General features: G+C 63.7%; 21 protein-coding genes. 14 read left to right on the top strand and 7 right to left on the bottom strand.

From position 1 onward, the window contains the following. The first annotated feature begins 9 nt into the window (after positions 1 to 9). The 7 genes from FQK05_RS00535 to FQK05_RS00565 all read left to right on the top strand — a co-directional run bounded on the left by FQK05_RS00535 (position 10) and on the right by FQK05_RS00565 (position 7,441). Positions 10 to 1,035 (top strand): phosphotransferase family protein, encoded by a 1,026-nt coding sequence (locus tag FQK05_RS00535; protein WP_158963563.1) that lies wholly within the window; start codon positions 10 to 12, stop codon positions 1,033 to 1,035. Positions 1,036 to 1,074: 39 nt separating this feature from the next. Further along, positions 1,075 to 1,908: an IclR family transcriptional regulator gene (locus FQK05_RS00540; protein ID WP_233270297.1), complete on the top strand. Its 834-nt coding sequence runs from the start codon at positions 1,075 to 1,077 to the stop codon at positions 1,906 to 1,908. A gap of 501 nt (positions 1,909 to 2,409) precedes the next feature. Further along, complete coding sequence (locus FQK05_RS00545) at positions 2,410 to 3,618, top strand: branched-chain amino acid ABC transporter substrate-binding protein (RefSeq protein ID WP_233270298.1); 1,209 nt, start codon at positions 2,410 to 2,412, stop codon at positions 3,616 to 3,618. Between the two features lie 106 nt (positions 3,619 to 3,724). Beyond that, positions 3,725 to 4,681 carry a branched-chain amino acid ABC transporter permease gene (locus FQK05_RS00550; protein ID WP_158963568.1) on the top strand — a complete coding sequence of 319 codons (957 nt, stop codon included), beginning with the start codon at positions 3,725 to 3,727 and terminating at the stop codon, positions 4,679 to 4,681. Further along, a complete protein-coding gene (locus FQK05_RS00555; RefSeq protein ID WP_158963570.1) occupies positions 4,678 to 5,964 on the top strand; it encodes a branched-chain amino acid ABC transporter permease in 1,287 nt (428 codons plus the stop codon). Before FQK05_RS00550 ends, FQK05_RS00555 begins: the two co-directional genes overlap by 4 nt. Beyond that, on the top strand, positions 5,961 to 6,740 hold the full coding sequence (locus FQK05_RS00560; protein WP_233270299.1) for an ABC transporter ATP-binding protein: 780 nt from the start codon (positions 5,961 to 5,963) through the stop codon (positions 6,738 to 6,740). Before FQK05_RS00555 ends, FQK05_RS00560 begins: the two co-directional genes overlap by 4 nt. After that, positions 6,737 to 7,441 carry an ABC transporter ATP-binding protein gene (locus tag FQK05_RS00565; RefSeq protein WP_158964752.1) on the top strand — a complete coding sequence of 235 codons (705 nt, stop codon included), beginning with the start codon at positions 6,737 to 6,739 and terminating at the stop codon, positions 7,439 to 7,441. The genes FQK05_RS00560 and FQK05_RS00565 overlap by 4 nt, the downstream gene beginning before the upstream one ends. 156 nt (positions 7,442 to 7,597) lie before the next feature. Here the strand turns inward: FQK05_RS00565 and FQK05_RS00570 are convergent, their stop codons facing one another. From FQK05_RS00570 to FQK05_RS00595, 6 genes are all read right to left on the bottom strand, one after another. Continuing rightward, the gene (locus FQK05_RS00570) at positions 7,598 to 8,704 is read right to left on the bottom strand and encodes an FUSC family protein (RefSeq protein ID WP_158963572.1); all 1,107 of its coding nucleotides are present in this window, start codon (positions 8,702 to 8,704) and stop codon (positions 7,598 to 7,600) included. Continuing rightward, complete coding sequence (locus FQK05_RS00575) at positions 8,701 to 9,174, bottom strand: MarR family winged helix-turn-helix transcriptional regulator (RefSeq protein ID WP_158963574.1); 474 nt, start codon at positions 9,172 to 9,174, stop codon at positions 8,701 to 8,703. Before FQK05_RS00575 ends, FQK05_RS00570 begins: the two co-directional genes overlap by 4 nt. Positions 9,175 to 9,338: 164 nt before the next feature. Next, a complete protein-coding gene (locus FQK05_RS00580) occupies positions 9,339 to 9,575 on the bottom strand; it encodes a hypothetical protein (RefSeq protein ID WP_158963576.1) in 237 nt (78 codons plus the stop codon). Between the two features lie 197 nt (positions 9,576 to 9,772). Beyond that, a complete protein-coding gene (locus FQK05_RS00585; RefSeq protein WP_158963577.1) occupies positions 9,773 to 10,375 on the bottom strand; it encodes a 2-hydroxychromene-2-carboxylate isomerase in 603 nt (200 codons plus the stop codon). After that, positions 10,372 to 11,097, bottom strand: coding sequence for an SDR family oxidoreductase (locus FQK05_RS00590; RefSeq protein WP_233270300.1), 726 nt, complete (start codon positions 11,095 to 11,097; stop codon positions 10,372 to 10,374). Before FQK05_RS00590 ends, FQK05_RS00585 begins: the two co-directional genes overlap by 4 nt. Positions 11,098 to 11,108: 11 nt before the next feature. Continuing rightward, positions 11,109 to 11,714, bottom strand: a complete 606-nt coding sequence (locus tag FQK05_RS00595) for a glutathione S-transferase family protein (protein ID WP_158963581.1) — start codon at positions 11,712 to 11,714, stop codon at positions 11,109 to 11,111. A 93-nt stretch (positions 11,715 to 11,807) separates the two neighbouring features. Here FQK05_RS00595 and FQK05_RS00600 point away from each other — a divergent pair, with 93 nt between their 5' ends. The 7 genes from FQK05_RS00600 (at position 11,808) to FQK05_RS00630 (ending at position 18,784) form a co-directional block, all read left to right on the top strand. Next, complete coding sequence (locus FQK05_RS00600) at positions 11,808 to 12,284, top strand: winged helix-turn-helix transcriptional regulator (RefSeq protein ID WP_158963583.1); 477 nt, start codon at positions 11,808 to 11,810, stop codon at positions 12,282 to 12,284. Positions 12,285 to 12,348: 64 nt separating this feature from the next. After that, on the top strand, positions 12,349 to 13,131 hold the full coding sequence (locus tag FQK05_RS00605) for an enoyl-CoA hydratase (protein ID WP_199252568.1): 783 nt from the start codon (positions 12,349 to 12,351) through the stop codon (positions 13,129 to 13,131). A gap of 72 nt (positions 13,132 to 13,203) precedes the next feature. Further along, positions 13,204 to 14,445 (top strand): serine hydrolase domain-containing protein, encoded by a 1,242-nt coding sequence (locus FQK05_RS00610; RefSeq protein ID WP_233270301.1) that lies wholly within the window; start codon positions 13,204 to 13,206, stop codon positions 14,443 to 14,445. Continuing rightward, a complete protein-coding gene (locus tag FQK05_RS00615) occupies positions 14,442 to 16,415 on the top strand; it encodes an acetoacetate--CoA ligase (protein ID WP_158963585.1) in 1,974 nt (657 codons plus the stop codon). The genes FQK05_RS00610 and FQK05_RS00615 overlap by 4 nt, the downstream gene beginning before the upstream one ends. 3 nt (positions 16,416 to 16,418) lie before the next feature. Continuing rightward, on the top strand, positions 16,419 to 17,288 hold the full coding sequence (locus FQK05_RS00620; protein ID WP_158963587.1) for an acyl-CoA thioesterase: 870 nt from the start codon (positions 16,419 to 16,421) through the stop codon (positions 17,286 to 17,288). Positions 17,289 to 17,300: 12 nt separating this feature from the next. Further along, positions 17,301 to 18,332, top strand: a complete 1,032-nt coding sequence (locus tag FQK05_RS00625; protein WP_233270302.1) for an amidohydrolase family protein — start codon at positions 17,301 to 17,303, stop codon at positions 18,330 to 18,332. A gap of 89 nt (positions 18,333 to 18,421) precedes the next feature. After that, on the top strand, positions 18,422 to 18,784 hold the full coding sequence (locus FQK05_RS00630; RefSeq protein ID WP_158963589.1) for a hypothetical protein: 363 nt from the start codon (positions 18,422 to 18,424) through the stop codon (positions 18,782 to 18,784). A gap of 71 nt (positions 18,785 to 18,855) precedes the next feature. Here the strand turns inward: FQK05_RS00630 and FQK05_RS00635 are convergent, their stop codons facing one another. Beyond that, positions 18,856 to 19,632: an SDR family oxidoreductase gene (locus FQK05_RS00635; RefSeq protein WP_158963591.1), complete on the bottom strand. Its 777-nt coding sequence runs from the start codon at positions 19,630 to 19,632 to the stop codon at positions 18,856 to 18,858. Between the last annotated feature and the right edge of the window lies 1 nt (position 19,633).

Here is a 19,633-nt window from a genome sequence, read left to right on the forward strand (position 1 = left end):
GGCCTGGTCATGAGCACGGATACGCAGACGCTCGATACGGACGCGGTCGCGGCATACCTGACGAAGGTGCTGCCGGATTTCGAAGGTCCGATCGAGGCGCAAAAATTCAATGTCGGCCAGTCGAATCCGACATTTCTTTTGAAGACACCGAAGAAGAACTATGTCCTGCGGCGCAAGCCCCCGGGGATCCTGCTGAAGTCGGCCCATGCGGTCGACCGGGAATTTCGGGTGCAATCAGCGCTTTACGGGACGGATGTACCGGTCGCCAGGATGCATGTCCTGTGCGAGGACGACGATGTCATCGGTTCGGCATTCTACGTCATGGACCACATCGACGGCCGAAATATCGGCCAGCCGGCGATGGAAGGTGCAAGCCCCGAAGAACGCGGCGCGGTGATAGACGAGATGAACCGCGTGCTGGCCGCGCTCCACAGTGTCGACGTCGACGCGGTGGGTCTGTCGGACTATGGCCCGCCCGGCAATTATTACGAACGCCAGATCGGACGGTGGACAAAGCAGTACCGGGCGTCCGAAACCGACGACATCGCGGCGATGAACACGCTGATCGCGGAACTGCCCGCGCGGATGCCGGACGTGACCGAACGGCGCCTGGTCCATGGCGACTACCGCATCGACAACATGATGTTCGAACGGAACGGCCCCCGCTGCCTGGCGGTGCTGGACTGGGAATTATCGACGATCGGCCACCCGCTGGCGGACCTGGCGGCGGTCATCATGCAGTGGCAGATGCCGGCCACCGCCGAAGCCAGGGGCTTGGCGGGCATCGACCGCAAGGCGCTGGGTCTGCCCACTGACGAAGAATTCGTGGCAAAGTACTGCGAGCGCAGGGGCTTGGACGGGATCGACGATTTCGGTTTCTATCTGGCATTCTGCTTTTTCCGCATGGCCGGGATCATCCAGGGCGTCTACAAGCGGGCGCTGGATGGCAATGCATCGAACCCGGAACGCGCGATGCGCATGGGCCAGAGCGTGACCCTCTTTGCCGAGAAAGGTCTCGAAGCTCTGGAAGGCTGAGGGATCCGACAACTCCGCGGCCCGGAAGGAGCCGGCCCAATGACCGATATCGACATGGCATCATCGGAGGAAGAGGCGAAGGACCGTAACTTCGTCACCGCGCTGGCGCGCGGGCTGGATGTGCTGCGCGCCTTCCAGCCCGGTGAATCCCAGTTGTCGAACACCGATATCGCGGAACGAACCGGCTTGCCCAAGCCCACGATCTCGCGCCTGACGCATACGCTTTGCAAGCTCGACTACCTGGTGGCCGATGCCAGTTCCGGAAATTACCGGCTGGGGGCAGGGGTGCTGCGGCTGGGCTTCGGCGTCCTGTCGGGGCTGGAAATGGCGGACCGCGCCGCAGACCTGTTGAAGTCGTTGATAGAGGGGCCGAATTCCTATGTCACCGCGGCGCTGGGGGAACGGCATCGTCTGGAAGTGCTCTATGTCGCCGTGCAACGGTCCAGAGAGAACGTGACGCTCGCCATGCATGTCGGATCGCGGTTGCCACTTTTCGAATCCGCGATGGGACGGGCTATTCTGGTGGCCATGTCGGAAGAGGAACGCGCCTCGGTCTTTGCCGATGCCCGCGCCGAAGAGCCGGAACTGTTCGACGTGCGAATGGAGATGTACCGCGCGGCCGAGGCGGAGTTCCGCGCCCATGGCTTCTGCAGTGGCTATGGCGACTGGCGTAAGGACGTGAACGGGATTTCAGTCCCGGTGCATGCGCTGGACGACCGTCGGATCTTTGCCGTCAATGTCGGCGGACCGTCCTTCCACGTGAAAAAGAAGCAGCTGGAAACCCAGTATGCCGAGAAACTGATCGAGGTCTCGGACATGCTGAGTTCACGCCAAGGTCGCCCGGAACGGGAATCGGGTCCGACGTCGGATTAGCGTTCCGTACAGCAAAACTGCCTGTGGATATCGCAGCCGGCCCCGGGGCCGGCTGCAGTCGTTTTCGGGCACCGGAACGACCAAAGGTGACGCAAGGTCAGTCTTGGATTGATGCCTAACAAAATTGCGATCCATTCACCCAATCCGAACTATTCGGTCGCGCACTAAAATTTCGCCTGCTGAAACAAGCGTGAAAGTGCGTCATATTTATCGTATTTAAATCAGTGAGTTGCGGCTCATCCTTCGAGCTTACACGTTTTGTTTTGAACCTCTTCCTGAAATTTGTCAGGAATCCGAACCTATTGAATGTCAGGTATTGAAACTTACCGCATGGTCAACGCTGAAATAGTGACCTTTGGGGCGTCCTTGGGGTGCTTGACTTCGTGGGCGGTTGTGCAAGGGTTTGCTTACGCTGGCGCGACAAATGCCAAAGGCAGGTCGCGCTTCGTGCTATGGGAGGAAATCATGCACTACACCGCAAGGTGCGGCCTCGGGGCCGCCATGGCCCTTTTTTTGGGGACCACCGCTGCTTTCGCCGATAACGTGAAGATCGCGTTCATCGATCCGTTGTCGGGCGCCTTCGCCGCCACCGGGACCAATGGCCTGAACCAGTTCGAGTTCGCCGCGCAGACCCTTGTCAACGACAAGGGCGGCGTCCTGGATGGCGACATGTTCGAGATCGTGGCCTTCGACAACAAGGTCAGCCCCAAGGAATCGCTGATCCAGCTGCAGGTCGCCATCGACCAGGGCATCCACTATGTCGTGCAGGGCAACAGCTCGGGCGTTGCCAACGCGCTGACCGAGGCAATCGACAAGCACAACCGCCGCAATCCCGAGAACCAGGTCCTGTTCCTGAACTATTCCGCCGTCGACCCCGCGCTGACGAACGAGAAGTGCAACTTCTGGCACTTCCGCTTCGACGCCAATGCCGACATGAAGATGGACACCCTGACCGACGCGATCGCCGCCGATCCGAACATCAAGAAGGTGTACATCATCGGGCAGGACTACAGTTTCGGTAAGGCGGTTTCGGCCGCGGCGAACCAGATGCTGGCCGAGAAGCGCCCGGATATCGAGGTCGTGGGCGACGAACTGCACCCGATCGGCAAGGTGAAGGACTTCACCCCCTATGCCCGCAAGATCCAGTCCTCGGGCGCGGATGCGGTCATCACCGGCAACTGGGGCGCCGACATGTTCGGCCTGGGCAAGTCCATCCTGGACAACGGCTTTACCGGCCCGATCTACACCTACTACGCGGCTGCCGACGGCATGACCGCGGCCTTCGGGGAAACCGGCGACGGCCATATCCGGCTGGTGTCGGAAGGCGCGTCGAACCCGCCGCCCACTCCGGAAGCCGCTGCCTATATCGAGGCGTTCAAGACTAAGTATCCCGATGGCAACGTGTCCCAGAGCCGGATCACCAACACCATCGAGATGCTGGCCGCAGCCATCAACGAGGCTGGTACTGCGACCGACGTGGTCAAGGTGGCAAACGCGCTGGAAGGCATGGAGCACAAGAACATGTGGGGCGGCACCGTTTACATGCGGCCCGAAGATCACCAGGGCATCCAGGACCTGCATGTGTTCGTGCACACCAATGACGGCATCACATATGACTACGACAACTCGGGCTACGGCATGTTGACCGAGACGACTGTCCAGAATGCCGGCATGGATTCTCCGACGACCTGCGACATGAAGCGTCCGTAACACGGAACGGCATGGCTGGCCGGAACGGGTCTTCCCGTTCCGGCCGGTTTGCAGACGGCCCGGGTGGGGCCGCAACGAAATAGACAAATCGCAAAGGGGAGGGCGCATGGACCTCGTACTCGTCAACCTGATCGACGGGCTGGTGACTGGACTCTTGCTGTTCATGCTGTCGGCCGGTCTCACGCTCATCTTCTCGATGATGGGCGTGCTGAACTTCGCGCACGCCAGTTTCTACATGCTGGGCGCCTATTTCGCCTATCAGATCAGTGTGTATCTTGGGTTCTGGGTCGGCCTTCTGCTGGCGCCACCGCTGGTCGGTGTCCTGGGGGCACTGGTCGAACGATACGGCCTGCGCCGCGTGCACCAGTACGGTCACGTGCCAGAGCTGATCTTCACCTTCGGCCTTGCCTTGATGATCGAGGAACTGGTCCAGTTCATCTGGGGCCGGAACGCCGTGAATTACGTTTCTCCCGAGATCCTGAACTTCACCGCCTTCTCCATCGCCGGAAACGCGATCCCGGCTTACAAGGTCTTCATGATCTTCATCTCGCTGGGGATCTTCATCGCGCTGCTTTACGTGCTGACCAAGACACGCGTCGGCATGATCATCCAGGCGGCGCTCAGCTATCCTCGCACGGTCGAGGCGCTGGGGCACAATGTGCCGCTGATCTTCATGGGCGTCTTCGGCGTGGGCACCGCCCTGGCCGGCGTGGCCGGTGTGATCGCAGGACCAGTCCTTTCGACATTCCCGGGCATGGCCATCGTCCTTGGCTCCATCGTCTTCGTGACCATCGTCATCGGCGGTCTGGGATCGCTCGGGGGTGCGCTGGTTGCGTCGCTGCTGATCGGGTGGCTGACGACCTTCGCCAAGGCCTACAACATCCGCATGGAAGACATCCTGACGGGCGTGGGCTTTTCCAAGCCCGAACCGATCTGGGACAGCATGTGGCAGGACCTTTGGACGATCACCTCGCCGCAGATCGCCGACATCCTGCCGTATCTCCTGATGGTGCTGATCCTCGTCTTCCGTCCCTACGGCCTTTTCGGGAAGCGTGACGCATGACCGATCTTACACAGAAAACCGCACACGTGCCCCCCGCGGTCACGCTGGGCAACACCCTGCCCTGGATCCTGTCGATCGCCTTTCTGGCCATCGCACCGCAGATCTTCAGCTCGAACTCGGCCATCACCATCATGAACCAGATGGGGATCACGATCGTCTTCGCGCTGGCCTACAACATGCTGCTGGGCCAGGGCGGCATGCTGTCCTTCGGTCACGCGGTCTATATGGGCGTCGGCGGCTTTGCCTGCGTCCACATCATGAACATGGAGACGTTCTTTTCCTACCTGCCGCTGCCGTTCCTACCGATCTTCGGCGGTGTCGTGGGCATGCTGCTGGCCGTGATCGTCGGGTCCTTCTCGACCCGCCGGGCGGGTACCGTGTTTGCCATGATTTCGCTGGGCGTGGGCGAACTGATCGCTGCCTGTTCGGTGATCATCGTCGTCTTCTTCGGCGGCGAGGAAGGGATTTCCGGCGACCGGACCTATGGCATGCCGTTCTTCGGGATCGAGTTCCTGCAGCATATCGAGGTCTATTACCTGACCGCCTTCTGGCTGCTTCTGTCGGCCTTCCTGATGTTCATGTTCTCGCGCACGCCGGTGGGCCGGATGGCCAACGCGGTCCGCGACAACCCGGAACGGGCGGAATTCCTGGGCTATTCCTCGCGCTGGGTGCGGTTCTACAGCTTCGTGGCCTCGGGCTTCTTCTGCGGGATCGCAGGCGGGCTTTTCGCCATCAACTATGAAATCCTGACGGAAGAGAACCTGAACCTCGCCACTTCGGGCGGCATCCTTCTGATGACCTTCCTGGGCGGCGCCGGCTTCTTCTTCGGACCGGTGATCGGGGCCGTGGTCTTCATTCTGCTGCAGACGGTGCTGGGACTTCAGACCGATCTTTGGGCGCTGTATGTAGGCGCGCTGTTCCTGGCGACGGTGATGTTCTTCCCCGGCGGTTTCGCGGGCTTGCTGATGATGCATGTCACGCCGATCCGGCTGGGCAAGATGCACGTTCTCTATGTGCCGTACCTGAAGACCTTCATCCCGGGCATCCTTGCCGTGCTGGGCATCTGTTCGGTGATCGAGATCGTGTTCCACGCCCGCCATGCGCCGTTGGGGGACGAGGACATGACCATCTTCTGGACCACCTTCAACAGCCATTCCATCGTGGCCTGGATCGTGGCCATAGCTATTGCCGTGATCGGGGTCTGGCTGACCAAGAAGGCAGCGCCGGGCCTGGTCGAGGCCTGGCACGAAGCCAACACGCCGGACAAGGGAGCCTCGGCATGAACGCGATGACCAAGACCGGCGTGGCAGCCCTGAAGCTTGACGACCTGCGCAAGAATTTCGGCAAGTCCGAGATCATCCGCGGCATCGACCTGGAGATCGGCGATGGCGAACGCCATGCCGTGATCGGGCCGAACGGGGCGGGCAAGTCGACGCTGTTCAACCTGATCACCGGGCGGTTCCCGCCGACCAGCGGCAAGGTCTACCTTCACGGGCAGGACCTGGCCGGCAAGGCACCGTACGAGATCAACCGGATGGGCCTGTCGCGGTCGTTCCAGATCACCAACATCTTCCCCAAGATGACGGTGTTCGAAAACGTGCGCTGCTCGCTTCTCTGGTCGGAAGGGTACAGGTATTCCTTCTGGAACATCGTCAACCGTGCCCAGCACCTGACGGAAGAGGCCGACCGGATCCTGGAGCAGATCAACCTGACCGAACGACGCGAACTGCCGGCGGGGGTCCTGTCCTATGCCGAACAGCGCGCGCTGGAGATCGGGATCACGATGGCCGGAGGCGCCGACGTGATCATGCTGGACGAACCCACCGCCGGCATGAGCCATTCCGAGACCGATTACATCGTCGACCTGATCCGCAAGGTGACGGAAAAAAAGACGCTGATCATGGTCGAACACGACATGGGCGTGGTGTTCGGCCTGGCGGACCGGATTTCCGTCCTGGTCTATGGCGAGATCATCGCGACCGGTAAACCCGAGGAGGTGCGCGCCAATGCGCGCGTGCAGGAGGCCTATCTGGGCGCGGCACTGGAGGCCGAACACTGATGCTGGACGTTACCGATCTGCATGCCTTCTATGGCAAGTCGCACATCCTGCAGGGCGTGAACATGACGATCCGCGAAGGCGAGATCGTGGCGCTTCTGGGCCGCAACGGCGTGGGCCGGTCCACCACCTGCAAGGCGGTGATGGGCGAGGTCCAGCCGCAGGGGTCCGTCATGTTCAAGGGGAAGGAGATCGCGGGCAAGAAGGCCTACGAGATCGCGAACCTCGGCATCGGCTACGTGCCGGAAAACCGCGACATCTTTCCGGGGCTGACGACGCGGCAAAACCTGATCCTGGGCCTGAAGCCGGGCCAGAAGGAAGGACAGGGGCGCTGGTCGATGCAGAACATGTTCGACATGTTCGAGAACCTGCAGCGCCGCGCGGATGTCGAGGCCTCGGTCCTGTCGGGCGGAGAGCAGCAGATGCTGACCATGTGCCGTACGCTGATGGGGGATCCGGATTTCGTCATGATCGACGAACCGACGGAAGGCCTGTCGCCCCAGATGGTGCAGCGCGTGGCCGAGCTTCTGAAGGAGATCGCCTCGCGCGGGATCGCCACGCTGCTGGTGGAACAGAAGCTGTCCATCGCGCTGGATATTGCCGACCGGGTCTATGTCATGGGACACGGGCACATGGTGTTCGAAGGCACGCCGGAAGAGCTGAAGGAGCGCGAGGACGTCCGCAAGGAGTGGCTGGAGGTCTGATCCTTCCGGCCGGTCGCCGGCAACGCGCGGCGGATGCCTCCGGCGGGAGGTATTTGGGAAGAGAAGAAGGGGCGCGGCCTGCCGGTTGCGCCCCTTTCTTCGTCCGGCCGCAGGGTTGCGTGGCCTCCACGCACTGCCCCGGAATTGGCCCTGCTTTCAGCCGCGGGACAGGCCTGCGTGGTGGCGCGCCAGAGTGTGGCGGTCGTCGAGCGACGACAGGAGCACTGCGATCACGATGGCGATGCCTGCGCCCACCAGCGTGTCGACGATGCGTTCGGGGACCATGGCGGTGCCGGCCGCGGGGCCCGCGGCTAGGCGGCTCATCAACAGGGCCATCGGCGTGACCAGGATCAGGCCCAGGCCGTAGTTCGAACCGATGACCAGTTCGGTCCCGAATTGCAGCAGAACCAGAAGACCGATGATCTCCCAGGGCGACGGATCGAGAGCGAGGAGCGCCCAGGCAAGGAGCGCGCCCAGGACGGTGCCGGTCAGCCGCTGGAGCGCGCGATTCATCGAGATGTGAAGATGCGTGCCCTGCAGCACCGCCATCGCGCCCATGCAGGCCCAAACCGGATGCGCGGCGCCCATCGCATGGCTGACAAGGCCGGCGATGGCGGCGCCGACCGTGATCCGCAGGGCCACGGTCACGCGGTCGGGCGCCGGCAGGACGGGCTCGACCGGCAGAGGGCGCTCCGCCGATGGGGTGATGCGGAAGATCTCGGTCGCCGCACAAAGGGCCACGGCCAGGACGGCCACGGCCGCAGTGGCGGCGGTGCGGGACAGGACCATGTCGAAAGTGGGAACCGCGCTCATCGAGGCGCCGGCGGCGAAGACGAAGACCAGTGCGCCCGGGCCACCGAAGCGGCCGGTCATGGCAATGTAGAAGAAGATCCCGCAGCAGAGCGCGACGGCCAGAAGCAGGCCCATTGCCGGCATTCCGGCCCAGGCGAGCGTGGACATGGTCAAGACCGCCATGACCTGGCAGAGGGCGGCAGCGATCAGGACCTTCATCCGGGCGCCGGTCGGGGCGAAGCGGCCAAAGAGCGCCGCCAGCGCCCCCAGGGCGGCATAGCCCACGAGGTCCGGCCAGGGGGACAGCATCACCAGCGGCAGGGCAATCGCCATTGTCAGCGCCGTCTGCACCGCCGTCAGGACAGAATTCCCGATCGCCGTCTGGCGCCGGATGTGCAGACTGTCACGGACATGGCCGGGATGGATCAGTTGCCGGGCCGCCGTGATGCGGCCGGGATGGGGCGTGGTCATTCCGGTTGCTCCTTGCTTGTGGCCCGGTCCAGCGTGTCGAGGCCCCGATCGATCCGCGCGAAGCCCGTCAGCATCGTGGTGATGTCCGTGTCCGACAGGTCGGCCAGAATGGTCTTTTCCACCCGGGCGAGTTCCCTGCGGATCTCGGCCACGCGGGCTTCGCCGGCCAGGGTGAGGTGGATCAGCCGGGTTCGGCCGTCGGTCCGGTCGCGGCGACGTTCGACCAGACCGTCCCGGGACAGGATGTCGAGCACGCGCACCAAGCTGGAGCCGTCGACGCCCACAAGCATCGCCAGGCTTTTCTGCGAGATGCCGCCGCCGGTTTCCTGAAGGTGAACCAGCGGCACCCAGGTGGCGTCCGTCAGGCCGGAGGCCGCAAGATGCGCGTCCAGCGCGCGGCGCCAGCGCCGGGCAAGCAGCGAGAAGCGGATGCCGAAGCGCAGCTTGGGGGACTCGGGGGGTGTGTTCATGACGCCTGCATATCGGATCTAAATTGATTTGCAATTCAAATTATATTGCAGTGCAGCGAACACTTTTCCATCGGATGCAGCATATGCCGGAGGGCGTATTGCACGCCGTCCGGCACATCGGGGCGCGGGGCAGATGACCCGGCGCCGGCGTCGGGGTCACGTCGTCAGTTCGCGAAGAGATCGCGGAAGACATAGCGCGGGATGTCCTCGCGCGTCAGACCCATCTGGGCGAGTTGTTCGTCGCTTTTCTCGAAAAGCTGTTCCATCTGGCCGATGTGGTCATTGGTGGTCAGGTAGGCGTTGAAGCCCTGGCCGATGCTGGCAAAGAACATGTCCAGCGCGGCCGTGACACGAGTGCCGATGTTCTGCTGGTGGCTGTGCGAGCTGGTTTGGTCCGTCATTTGGAAACCTCTGTCGGTCCTTGTTTCGGTTTCCTCCCACGAGTGGACACATAGAATTGCTGCGGTGCAGCAACAACGCATTCTGCCGTAAAGCCCCTATGACCGGACTGCATGGCTGGGCCGGAGACGTGCGCCGGATGCATGGCCCGCCGCCGGATCGAACGGGTAGGGTGGGCGGTTCCCCACGCACCGCTGGCTCAGGCGCTTTCAGCTATGAAATGTTCCAGCTCGGTCAGGCTGTCCTTGCCGAAGAACATCTCGTCGCCCACGAACATGGTAGGGGCGCCGAAGACACCGCGGCCAACGGCGGCTTCGGTCGCGTCGATCAGGGCCTTCTTGACGGCCGGGTCCTGGACTGCCGCGATGATGTCGTCAACCGGCAGGCCGGCTTCGGCCAGGACGGCGCCTATGACGGCCGGGTCGTCCATCTTCCTGCCGTCGCGCCAGACGGCGGCCCACATGGCGGCGGTGTAGTCCGCCTCCCACGGCTTGCCTTGTGCGTATAACGCACCGCGCATCAGGTTCAGCGTGTTGACCGGAAAATGCGGGTTCTGGTTCTGGGCGATGCCGTGCCGTTTGGCATAGCGCTGCATCTCGTGCCAGGTATAGGCCAGCTTCAGCGGGACGCCTTCGTCCTTCTCGATCGGGCTGCGGTTACCGGACAGCTTGAAGACGCCGCCGATCAGAACCGGGCGGTTGACCAGCGTCGCCCCGGTGCGCTCGGCAATGCCGGACAGGACGTGATAGGCCAGATGGCTGTAGGGACTGCCGAAATCGTAGTAGAATTCTATGGTAGTCATGACCAGCTTTCTCCGTAGGGGCGAAGGTCCATCTCAAAGGTCCAGGCATCGCGGGTCTGGTTGTGAAGTGTCCAGTAGGCTTCGCCCACAGAGGCCGGGTTCATAAGCGTGTCCGGGGGCAGGCTGTCTGGGTCTTTGCCCATCTTGGTCCACAGATCGCGGACAAAGGCCGTGTCGACGCCCGCGTCGATCACCAGGTGGGCGACATGGATGTTCTTGGGCCCCAGTTCCTTGGCCATCGACTGGGCCAGCGCGCGCAGGCCCGCCTTGCCGGCGGAAAAGGCCGCATACCCGCTGTTCCCCCGCAGGGAGGCCGAGGCGCCGGTAAAGAAGATCGACCCCCGGCCCCGCGGCACCATGTAGCGCGCGGCCTCGCGTCCCGTGAAGAAACCGGCAAAGCACGACATTTCCCACACCTTGCGGAACACGCGGGATGTGGTGTCGAGGATCGGGAAACGGACATTGCCGCCGACATTGAATATCACGACCTCCAGCGGGCCGACCTCGGCTTCGATCCGGGCGAAGACCTCGGCCACGACGTCCTCGCTGCGGGCGTCGAGGGCGTAGGCGTGGGCGGTAGCGCCCATCGCTTCGATCTCGGCCACCAGTGGCGCCAGCTTGTCGGCGTTGCGGCGGCCCAGGCAGACGGTATAGCCGCCGGCGGCAAAGCGTTTCGCGATGGCGGCGCCGATATAGTCTCCGGCGCCTACCACCAGTGCCACTGGTGCATCTGTCACAGAGTGTCGGCCTTCTGGAATGCGGGCCGGGCCGCCAGACGGTCGGCATAGGCATCGACATTGGGCTTGTCCGACAGGTCGGCGCCCAGCCGTTTGGCCATCATGCAGGCGTGGCCCGTCATGATGTCGGCGCCGGAGAAATCACCGGCCAGGTACTCACGGCCTTCCATGTGCAGGTCGACGGCGTGCAGCATCTGCGACAAGAGCTTCACCGCGCGCTTTGCGTGGACCTCCGACCGGCGGTCGGGGGGCAGAAGCTTGGTTTCGACGACGATCTGATTCATCGGCGGCATGATCATGCCTTCGGCATAGTGCAGCCATTGCAGGTAGGTCGGGAAATCGGGCGATTCCACCGCCGGCTGCATCCGCCCGCCGCCATGGCGCGCGAGAACGTACTGGACGATGGCCCCGGATTCGAAAAGGCGGACATCGCCGTCTTCCAGCACCGGCACGCGGCCCATCGGGTGCACGGCGCGGTATTCCGCCGACCGCATCGCCGGCTCGCCCAGTTCGTACTTCTCGATCACGTAGTCGAGGCCCAGTTCTTCCAGCAGCCAAGCAATCCGGACTGCACGACTGGCTTGTGCATAGTATAGTTTCATCGGGAACCTCGTCTCTCCTCCGCGGCGTGCTTATCTGTATGATGTTGCAAGCCTTCGGGGAAAGGCTAGCTTCCGTATTTGAAGGGAGTCAACATGAGCCGAAATGACCTTGCGTCCTCTGCCTGTTCTGTCGCGCGCAGCATCGAGAAGGTCGGCGATACCTGGTCCCTGATGCTTTTGCGGGAATTCTTTCTGGGCACCCGCCGGTTCGAGGCGCTGCACAAGAACACCAGCATTTCGCCCCATGTGCTTAGCGGCCGGCTGAAGGCCATGTGCGAGGAAGGCGTGATCGAGAAGCGCCAGTATTCCGAACATCCGCCCCGCGACGAATACGTGCTGACCCAGAAGGGCCGCGACCTGTGGCCCGTGGTGCTGGCGCTGAAGGCCTGGGGCGACCGCTGGCTGGACGGACCCCAGGCGGTGACGTTGCGGCACCGCAGCTGCGGCCAGGTCATGCAGCCGGTCATCACGTGCCAGGCCTGCGGCCAGGCCGTGACCCCGCGCGATGTCGTCACCGAAATCGGCGAGGAATTCGCAGGCGAGCGTTGCACTTGCCGCAGCGAAGGCTAGGATCGCGCTTGGCCCTGACCGCTGTCAGGGCCGAGATGTGTCGCCAGCGGTGGGGGGAGGAACCATGGCCGAGGACATGATCCTTGTAAGGCAAGAAGGCGCGGTCGTTGAACTGGTTCTGAACCGGCCCGATCGCATGAACGCTTTGTCGCGCGCACTGATCGCGCGGCTGATCGAGATTTTCGAAGATCTGGCCGACGACCCCCAGGTCAGGGCCGTGGTGCTGACCGGGGCCGGCAAGGCGTTCACCGTCGGGGTCGACCTGAAGGAACTGGGCGCGGCCGACGATGTCGGCACCTTCTTTCACGGGCAGGCCAATCCGCTGTTCGAAACCGTCCGCGGGGCAGGGATCCCGGTGATCGCCGCCGTGAACGGCTTTGCCATCACCGGCGGCCTGGAACTGGCTCTGATGGCGGACATGATTCTGGCGGCCGACACCGCCGTCTTCGCCGATACACACGCCCGCGTGGGCATCACGCCGTCCTGGGGGATGACCCAGATTCTGCCGCGGCTGATCGGACCCAACCGTGCCCGGCAAATGAGTCTGACGGGCGAATTCGTCCCGGCCGCCACTGCCGAACGCTGGGGTCTGGTGAACGAGGTGACGGCACCGGCCGACCTGCTGCCCCGCGCCCATGCGCTGGCGGCCCAGATCGCCGAAACCGATCCCGTCACGATGACCCGCGTCCGCGGCCTCATCGCGACGTCGCAGGAGGTGTCGCTGGCCGAAGGCCTGGCCGCGGAACGCACCGTCTTTGCCGAGCATATCGCCACCGTCACCCCCGACGCTGTTTCCGCAAATCGCGACAAGGTCGTGGCACGGGGCCGCGCGCTGAACAGCGGCTGACGAAACGGCGCCCGCCCGGACAGAACACGGGGCCCCGAGGCCCGACAGACGACCGCCAGAAAGGACAGCTTCATGCTTGCTGCACGCCCCCAGGACATGGGATTCGATCCCGACCGACTGACCCGCATCGCCGACTGGCAGGACCGCTATGTCGCCGAAGGCAAGTACCCGGGGTCCAGTGTCCTGATCACCCGCATGGGACGCGAGGTCTATTTCAACGCCACGGGCAAGCGGAACATCGAGGCGGATCTGCCCTTCGAACGTGACACCGTCGCGCGCATTTTCTCGATGACGAAGCCCATCACTTCGGCCGCTGTCATGATGCTGATGGAAAAGGGGCTGTTCCACCTGGATACGCCGGTTTCCGAATTCATCCCCGGTTTCGCCGACTGCACCGCGCTGGTCCCCGGTGCCACCGGGATCGAGCAGACCGAACCCTGCCGGCCGCCCACGGTGATGGAGCTTCTGACCCATACCTCGGGCCTGACCTATGGCTTCAACCCCGGGCTCGTGGGGAAGGAAATGAACGCCAGGCGGATTTCCTTCCCGGCGCGCACGGGCGTGCTGGGCGAAGCCTGCGACCGGCTGGCCGAACTGCCGCTGGCCTTCAAGCCGGGCACGGCCTGGGAATATTCCGTGGCGATCGACGTTCTGGGCCGCATCGTCGAGGTCGTGTCGGGCAAGACGCTGGACCTCTTCTTTGCCGAGGAGATCTTTGCCCCGCTGGGCATGACGAAGACCGGATTCACCGTTCCGGAAGGCACCGGAGACCGTTTCGCTGCCTGCTATTCCTCGCTGCCGGAGGGAGAGCTGACGCTGGATACGTCGGGGCGCGAGGGCATCGTCATGCGCCTGGAAGACGCGCCGGAAGGATCCCGCTATCACCAGACGACGCTGTTTTCCGGCGGCGGCGGGCTTGTCGGCACCATCGACGATTACATGAAGTTCTGCGAGATGATCCGCACCGGCGGCATGGGGGACGGAACGCGGCTGCTGTCGCCGTCGACCGTGCGGCAGATGATGTCGAACCACCTGCAGGGCGACATCGCATCCATGGGGCAGAACAGTTTTTCGGAAACGCCGATGACCGGCACCGGTTTTGGCCTGGGCGGCTCGGTCATCCTGGACCCGGCGGTCGCGCATCTGGCCGGCAGCGTCGGCGATTTCGGCTGGGGCGGGCTGGCGTCGACCGTCTTCTGGGTCGATCCGGTCTACGAGATGTGCGTGGTCTTCTTTACCCAGCTGATGCCGTCCTCGACCTATCCCTCGCGCCCGGAACTGCGCGCGCTGGTGCACGGAGCGCTGGTGGAATGACCGAAGCCAACCCGATCCTGTGGCAACCGACGGCCGAACGCGCGGCGGCGTCCACCATGGCCACCTTCCTGCGTTGGGTGGAAGAAGCGAACGGCGTGACCTTCGCCGACTACAACGAGGCCTGGGAATGGAGCGTCAGCGACCTTGAAGGCTTCTGGCAGGCGATCTGGGATTACTTCCAGATCCCGCATTCGAAGCCCCACAGCACGGTGCTGGCCGACCGCAAGATGCCTGGCGCCGTGTGGTTCCCGGGAGCCGAGCTCAACTATGCCCAGTCGATCCTGGAGGGGCCCGGCAAGGAGGACGCAAAGCCCGCGCTGATCGTCCAGTCGGAAACCTTCGGCCGCACCGAGCTGGGCTGGGCGGACCTGCGGGCGCGGGTCGCCAGCGTTGCGGCAAAGCTGAAGGCGCTGGGGATCGGGCAGGGCGACCGGGTGGTCGCGGTCCTGCCCAACACGGAAACCGCCGTGATCGCCATGCTGGCCACCGCCAGCATCGGGGCCGTCTGGTCAATCTGCGCGCCCGATATGGGGCACGTGGCGATCCTGGACCGGTTCCAGCAGATCGAACCCAAGGTCCTGATCGTGCAGGACGGGTATGTCCACGCGGGCAAGACCGTCGACAAGCGCCCGGTGCTGGACACGATCATCAAGGACCTGCCGACGCTGACCCACACCGTCTGGCTGCCGGTGGTGGGCGCGGTGCCGGACGGCGGCACCCCCTGGGCCGACATGATCGCCGAACCGGCCGATCTGACCTTCACCCAGGTGCCCTTCGATCAGCCGCTCTGGATCGTCTATTCCTCGGGCACCACGGGCAACCCCAAGCCCATCGTTCACGGCCATGGCGGCATCATGGTCGAAATGGCGAAACAGTCGCTGCACCAGGACGTCACGGCCAGGGATCGCTTCAGCTGGCTGACGTCCTCCGGCTGGATCATGTGGAATTCGCAACTGGCGGCCCTTGCCCAGGGCGCGACCGTCGCGATGTTCGACGGCGCGCCGAACTTTCCCGACATGAACGTCGTGTGGGACTTCGTGGCGCGCGAGAAGCTGACCTATTTCGGCGCAGGTGCCGCCTATTACGAAGGCTGCCTGAAGTCCGGCATCGCCCCGGGCGAGACGAAGGACCTGTCCAACTTGCGGTCCATGGGCGCGACGGGGTCGCCGCTGTCGGCCGACGGTTATGCCTGGATCTATTCGAAGGTGAAGCCCGATATCTGGCTGGCGCCGATTTCCGGCGGCACCGACCTGGCCGGCGCCTTTGTCGGCGGCAATCCGATGCTGCCCGTCCGCGCGGGCGAGATGCAATGCCGTTTCCTGGGCAATGCCGTGCGCGCCTATGACGATCAGGGCAACCCGCTGATCGGCGAGGTGGGCGAACTGGTCTGCACCGAACCCCTGCCGTCCATGCCGCTTTATTTCTGGGGCGATACCGACGGAACGCGGTTCTTCGAAAGCTATTTCGACACCTATCCCGGCATCTGGCGTCATGGCGACTGGATCGAGATCACGGCCGAAGGCGGCGCCATCATCTATGGCCGGTCCGACGCCACGATCAACCGAAAGGGCCTGCGGCTCGGCTCGTCCGAGATCTACCGCGCGGTCGAAGGGCTGGAAGAGGTGCGCGACAGCCTTGTCGTCGATCTGGAATTCCTGGGCCGCGAAAGCTTCATGCCGCTGTTCGTCGTGCCGGCCGAAGGAGTGGCCTTCGACGATGCCCTGAAGGACAAGATCAACATGGCGATCCGCGAGACCGTCAGTGCCCGCTTCATCCCGAACGAGATCGTCCAGATCGCCGAGGTGCCGCGGACGTTGTCAGGCAAGAAGCTGGAAGTGCCGGTCAAGAAGCTGCTGCTGGGCGGTGACCCGGCCAAGGTGGTGAACCGCGACAGCATGGCCAACCCCAATGCCTTCGATGCCTTCCTGGACTATGCTGCGGCGCGAAACCACGCTGCGGACAAGGACTGAACCATGACTGACGACAATTCGAGCCTGATCGACCTGCTGAAGGTCGAACAGCTGGAACTCGACCTGTTCCGCGGCATCGGCAGCGGTGGCGAAACCGCGCAGCGGATCTATGGCGGGCAGGTGATTTCCCAGGCGCTGGCCGCGGCCTGCAAGACGGTGACGGATCGCCCCTGCCATTCGCTGCACGCCTATTTCATCCGTCCGGGCGACCCCTCGATCCCGGTGATCTACGAGGTCGACCGATCCCGCGACGGGGGGTCCTTCACCACGCGGCGGGTGGTGGCGATCCAGCATGGGAAACAGATCCTGAACATGTCGGCGTCTTTCCATGTCGACGAAGCGGGCTGGGACCACCAGCACGTGATGCCCAATGTGCCGGGGCCCGAAGGCTTCCTGACCCGCGAAGAGGCGCGGCTGGAGATCGCCGAGAAGATCCCCGAAAAGCACCGCGAAGAATGGACCCGCCCGCGCCCCTATGACATGCGCGAAGTGGACGGTAACAGCCTGATCGACCCGCGGGTCATGGACGACCGCAATCATGTCTGGGTCCGGGTCGAGGCCGCCCGGGGCACGTCGCAAGTGATGCAGAAACTGCTGCTGACCTATGTGTCGGACCTTCAGCTTCTGGGATCTTCGCTGCGTCCGCACGGTCTGTCGTGGCTGAAGGGCGAAGTCATGACGGCAAGCCTGGACCACGCGATGTGGTTCCATGCGCCAGTGCGTCTGGAGGAGTGGCATCTTTATGTCATGGACGCGCCGTTCACCGGCAAGGGTCGCGGGCTGAACCGCGGTTCGTTCTACAGACAGGACGGGACGCTTGTCGCCAGCGTGGCACAGGAGGGGCTGATACGGCCCGTGCGACCGAAGACCTGAGGGAGGAACTTCATGACCCAACTCTGGCAACCGGGGATGGAACGACGCGACGACTGGCTGGCGCAGGTCAGCGAAGACATCGTGGACCCGGAGCGCGAGATCGTCGATCCGCATCACCACCTGTGGCAGCGGGGCGGCCCCGGCTACATGCTGGAAGACCTGTGGGCCGACACCGATACCGGCCACAACGTGGTCCAGACGATCTATATCGAGTGCCGGTCGTTCTATGACGAAGATGCGGCGCCCGAACTGCAATCCGTGGCCGAGACGCGGACCGTGGCCGGTATCTGCCGGGCCTCGGAAGAGGCGCCTGACAAGGCCCATATCGCCGGTATCGTCGCCCACGCGGACCTGAGCCGCGAGGACCTGCCCGCACTTCTGGACGCGCATCTGGAGGCAGCGGGGGATTACCTTGTGGGCTTTCGCCATTCCGGCGCACGGGATGCCGAGCCCGAAAACCTTTATATCCCGGGTCGGGGATACGAAGGGCAGTACACCGATCCCGCCTTCCAGCGCGGGGTGCAGTTGCTGGGCGAACGCGGGCTGACCTATGATACCTGGCACTATCATCACCAGGCCGACGATTATCTGGCGCTGGCCAGGTCCGCGCCGGAAACGGTGATGGTGCTTGACCATTTCTCGACCCCGCTGGGCGGCGGCCGGTTTGCCGGTCAACGCGACGCCATCTTCGCGACGTGGCAGAAGGATATGGAAACATTGGCGAAATGCCCCAATGTCCGGGCCAAGCTGGGCGGGCTGGCAATGCCCGACAACGGCTGGGGCTGGCTGGAGCGCGAGGTTCCGGTAACCTCGGACGAATTCGTCGAGGCGCAGGGCAAGTGGTACACCCACATGATCGACCTGTTCGGGCCCGAACGCTGCATGTTCGAAAGCAATTTCCCGGTTGATCGGACGGCGATTTCCTACCCGGTGCTGTGGAATGCCTTCAAGAAGATCGCCGCCGCCTATCCGGAAGAGGCGCAGGCGCAGATGTGCGCCGGCACCGCGAGGTCTGTGTACGGATTGCCTCAGCCTGCAGGCTAAGCAACCAAAACCGCGGTTCGGGTGTTGCACTTGAACCGCGGCCCGGCAAGATCGGGCCTGAACGGAGTCGTCCGGAAAGGCTTATCCCCATGCGAAAGATCGTCGTCTACGTTGCATTGTGCCTTGGCCTTTTGAGCCTTGCCGCCTGTCAGGAAGAAGGCATCGTTTCGCCCGACAACATCTTCGTCAGTTCCGATGTGCGTCAGGCCTGTGCCGCCCAGAACGGTGTCCTGGTGCACGGATCGCAGCCCGGAACGGTGGTCTGCGCCGAGAAGCTGCCGGATGCGGGCAAGACCTGCCGCTATTCCGGCGAATGCGCCGGCGTCTGCATGGCCAGCGAACTGACACCCACCGCCACGACCGGCATGTGCCAGCCGGCCAGGCCGTATTACGGCTGCGTGACCATGGTGGGCCTTGTCGAGGAAAACAAGCGCGTCTGCCTGGGCGGCTGACGCGTCGCACATCAGGTGAAAAGGCCCGCCGCGATCTCTCGCGGCGGGCCTTTTTTTTATTCAGTAACTTGTCAGGCTTCGTTGAAGCGCGGGAACTTGCGGTTCAGCTTGCGCATGCCGCCGATCCAGCGGTCATAGTTGTCGGTCTTGTTCTTCATGTAGGTCTCGACCTCCTTGTGCGGCAGCACCAGGAAGGTTTCGGCCCGGATCGTTTCCACACAGGCGTCCGCGACCGCATCCGGTTCCAGCATCCCGTTGATCGAGGCGACGCCGTCCTCGTTCCCGCGGGTCATGTCCGTGCGGACCGCCTGCGGGCACAGGACCGATACCTTGATCCCGTCGTCGCCATGGGTCAGCGCCAGCCATTCGGCCAGGCCCACCGCGGCGTGCTTGGTCACGCCATAGGGGGCCGACCCCACCTGGTTCAGCAAACCCGCGGCCGAGGCGGTGTTCAGCAGGTAGCCGCCGCCGCGTGCCTTCATCAGCGGAACCAGATGACGCGCAGCCCAGACATGGGCCATAACGTTGATGTCCCAGATCCGCTGCCAGTCGTCGTCCGGCACCTCGGCCCCGCCGACCACGAAGATGCCGGCGTTCGAACAGAAGAGGTCGATCGGGCCGACCTCTGCCTCGGTCCGGTCGATCAGGGCCTTGATGTCCTCCTCGCGCGCCACATTCACCTCGACGGCGATGCCATCGATCATGTCCGCGGTTTCCTGCGCGCCGGCCAGGTTCAGGTCGGCACAGACGACCTTCTTTGCCCCTTCGGCCGCATAGCGGATCGCCATGGCCCGACCGATGCCGCCTGCGGCACCGGTCACGACGATGATCTTGTCCTTCAGTTCCATG

The sequence above is a fragment of the Chachezhania sediminis genome, from assembly GCF_009765275.1.
Classification (GTDB): Bacteria; Pseudomonadota; Alphaproteobacteria; order Rhodobacterales; family Rhodobacteraceae; genus Chachezhania; species Chachezhania sediminis.

What these genes read in the sequence shown, in the direction of transcription:
- FQK05_RS00625 (WP_233270302.1), top strand. Translation starts at nt 17,301, where the DNA reads ATGACCCAACTCTGGCAACCGGGGATGGAACGACGCGACGACTGGCTG.
- FQK05_RS00620 (WP_158963587.1), top strand. Translation starts at nt 16,419, where the DNA reads ATGACTGACGACAATTCGAGCCTGATCGACCTGCTGAAGGTCGAACAG.
- FQK05_RS00610 (WP_233270301.1), top strand. Translation starts at nt 13,204, where the DNA reads ATGCTTGCTGCACGCCCCCAGGACATGGGATTCGATCCCGACCGACTG.
- FQK05_RS00630 (WP_158963589.1), top strand. Translation starts at nt 18,422, where the DNA reads ATGCGAAAGATCGTCGTCTACGTTGCATTGTGCCTTGGCCTTTTGAGC.
- FQK05_RS00580 (WP_158963576.1), bottom strand. Translation starts at nt 9,575, where the DNA reads ATGACGGACCAAACCAGCTCGCACAGCCACCAGCAGAACATCGGCACT.
- FQK05_RS00595 (WP_158963581.1), bottom strand. Translation starts at nt 11,714, where the DNA reads ATGAAACTATACTATGCACAAGCCAGTCGTGCAGTCCGGATTGCTTGG.
- FQK05_RS00570 (WP_158963572.1), bottom strand. Translation starts at nt 8,704, where the DNA reads ATGACCACGCCCCATCCCGGCCGCATCACGGCGGCCCGGCAACTGATC.
- FQK05_RS00550 (WP_158963568.1), top strand. Translation starts at nt 3,725, where the DNA reads ATGGACCTCGTACTCGTCAACCTGATCGACGGGCTGGTGACTGGACTC.
- FQK05_RS00585 (WP_158963577.1), bottom strand. Translation starts at nt 10,375, where the DNA reads ATGACTACCATAGAATTCTACTACGATTTCGGCAGTCCCTACAGCCAT.
- FQK05_RS00540 (WP_233270297.1), top strand. Translation starts at nt 1,075, where the DNA reads ATGACCGATATCGACATGGCATCATCGGAGGAAGAGGCGAAGGACCGT.
- FQK05_RS00555 (WP_158963570.1), top strand. Translation starts at nt 4,678, where the DNA reads ATGACCGATCTTACACAGAAAACCGCACACGTGCCCCCCGCGGTCACG.
- FQK05_RS00605 (WP_199252568.1), top strand. Translation starts at nt 12,349, where the DNA reads ATGGCCGAGGACATGATCCTTGTAAGGCAAGAAGGCGCGGTCGTTGAA.
- FQK05_RS00635 (WP_158963591.1), bottom strand. Translation starts at nt 19,632, where the DNA reads ATGGAACTGAAGGACAAGATCATCGTCGTGACCGGTGCCGCAGGCGGC.
- FQK05_RS00575 (WP_158963574.1), bottom strand. Translation starts at nt 9,174, where the DNA reads ATGAACACACCCCCCGAGTCCCCCAAGCTGCGCTTCGGCATCCGCTTC.
- FQK05_RS00600 (WP_158963583.1), top strand. Translation starts at nt 11,808, where the DNA reads ATGAGCCGAAATGACCTTGCGTCCTCTGCCTGTTCTGTCGCGCGCAGC.
- FQK05_RS00615 (WP_158963585.1), top strand. Translation starts at nt 14,442, where the DNA reads ATGACCGAAGCCAACCCGATCCTGTGGCAACCGACGGCCGAACGCGCG.
- FQK05_RS00535 (WP_158963563.1), top strand. Translation starts at nt 10, where the DNA reads ATGAGCACGGATACGCAGACGCTCGATACGGACGCGGTCGCGGCATAC.
- FQK05_RS00545 (WP_233270298.1), top strand. Translation starts at nt 2,410, where the DNA reads ATGGCCCTTTTTTTGGGGACCACCGCTGCTTTCGCCGATAACGTGAAG.
- FQK05_RS00560 (WP_233270299.1), top strand. Translation starts at nt 5,961, where the DNA reads ATGAACGCGATGACCAAGACCGGCGTGGCAGCCCTGAAGCTTGACGAC.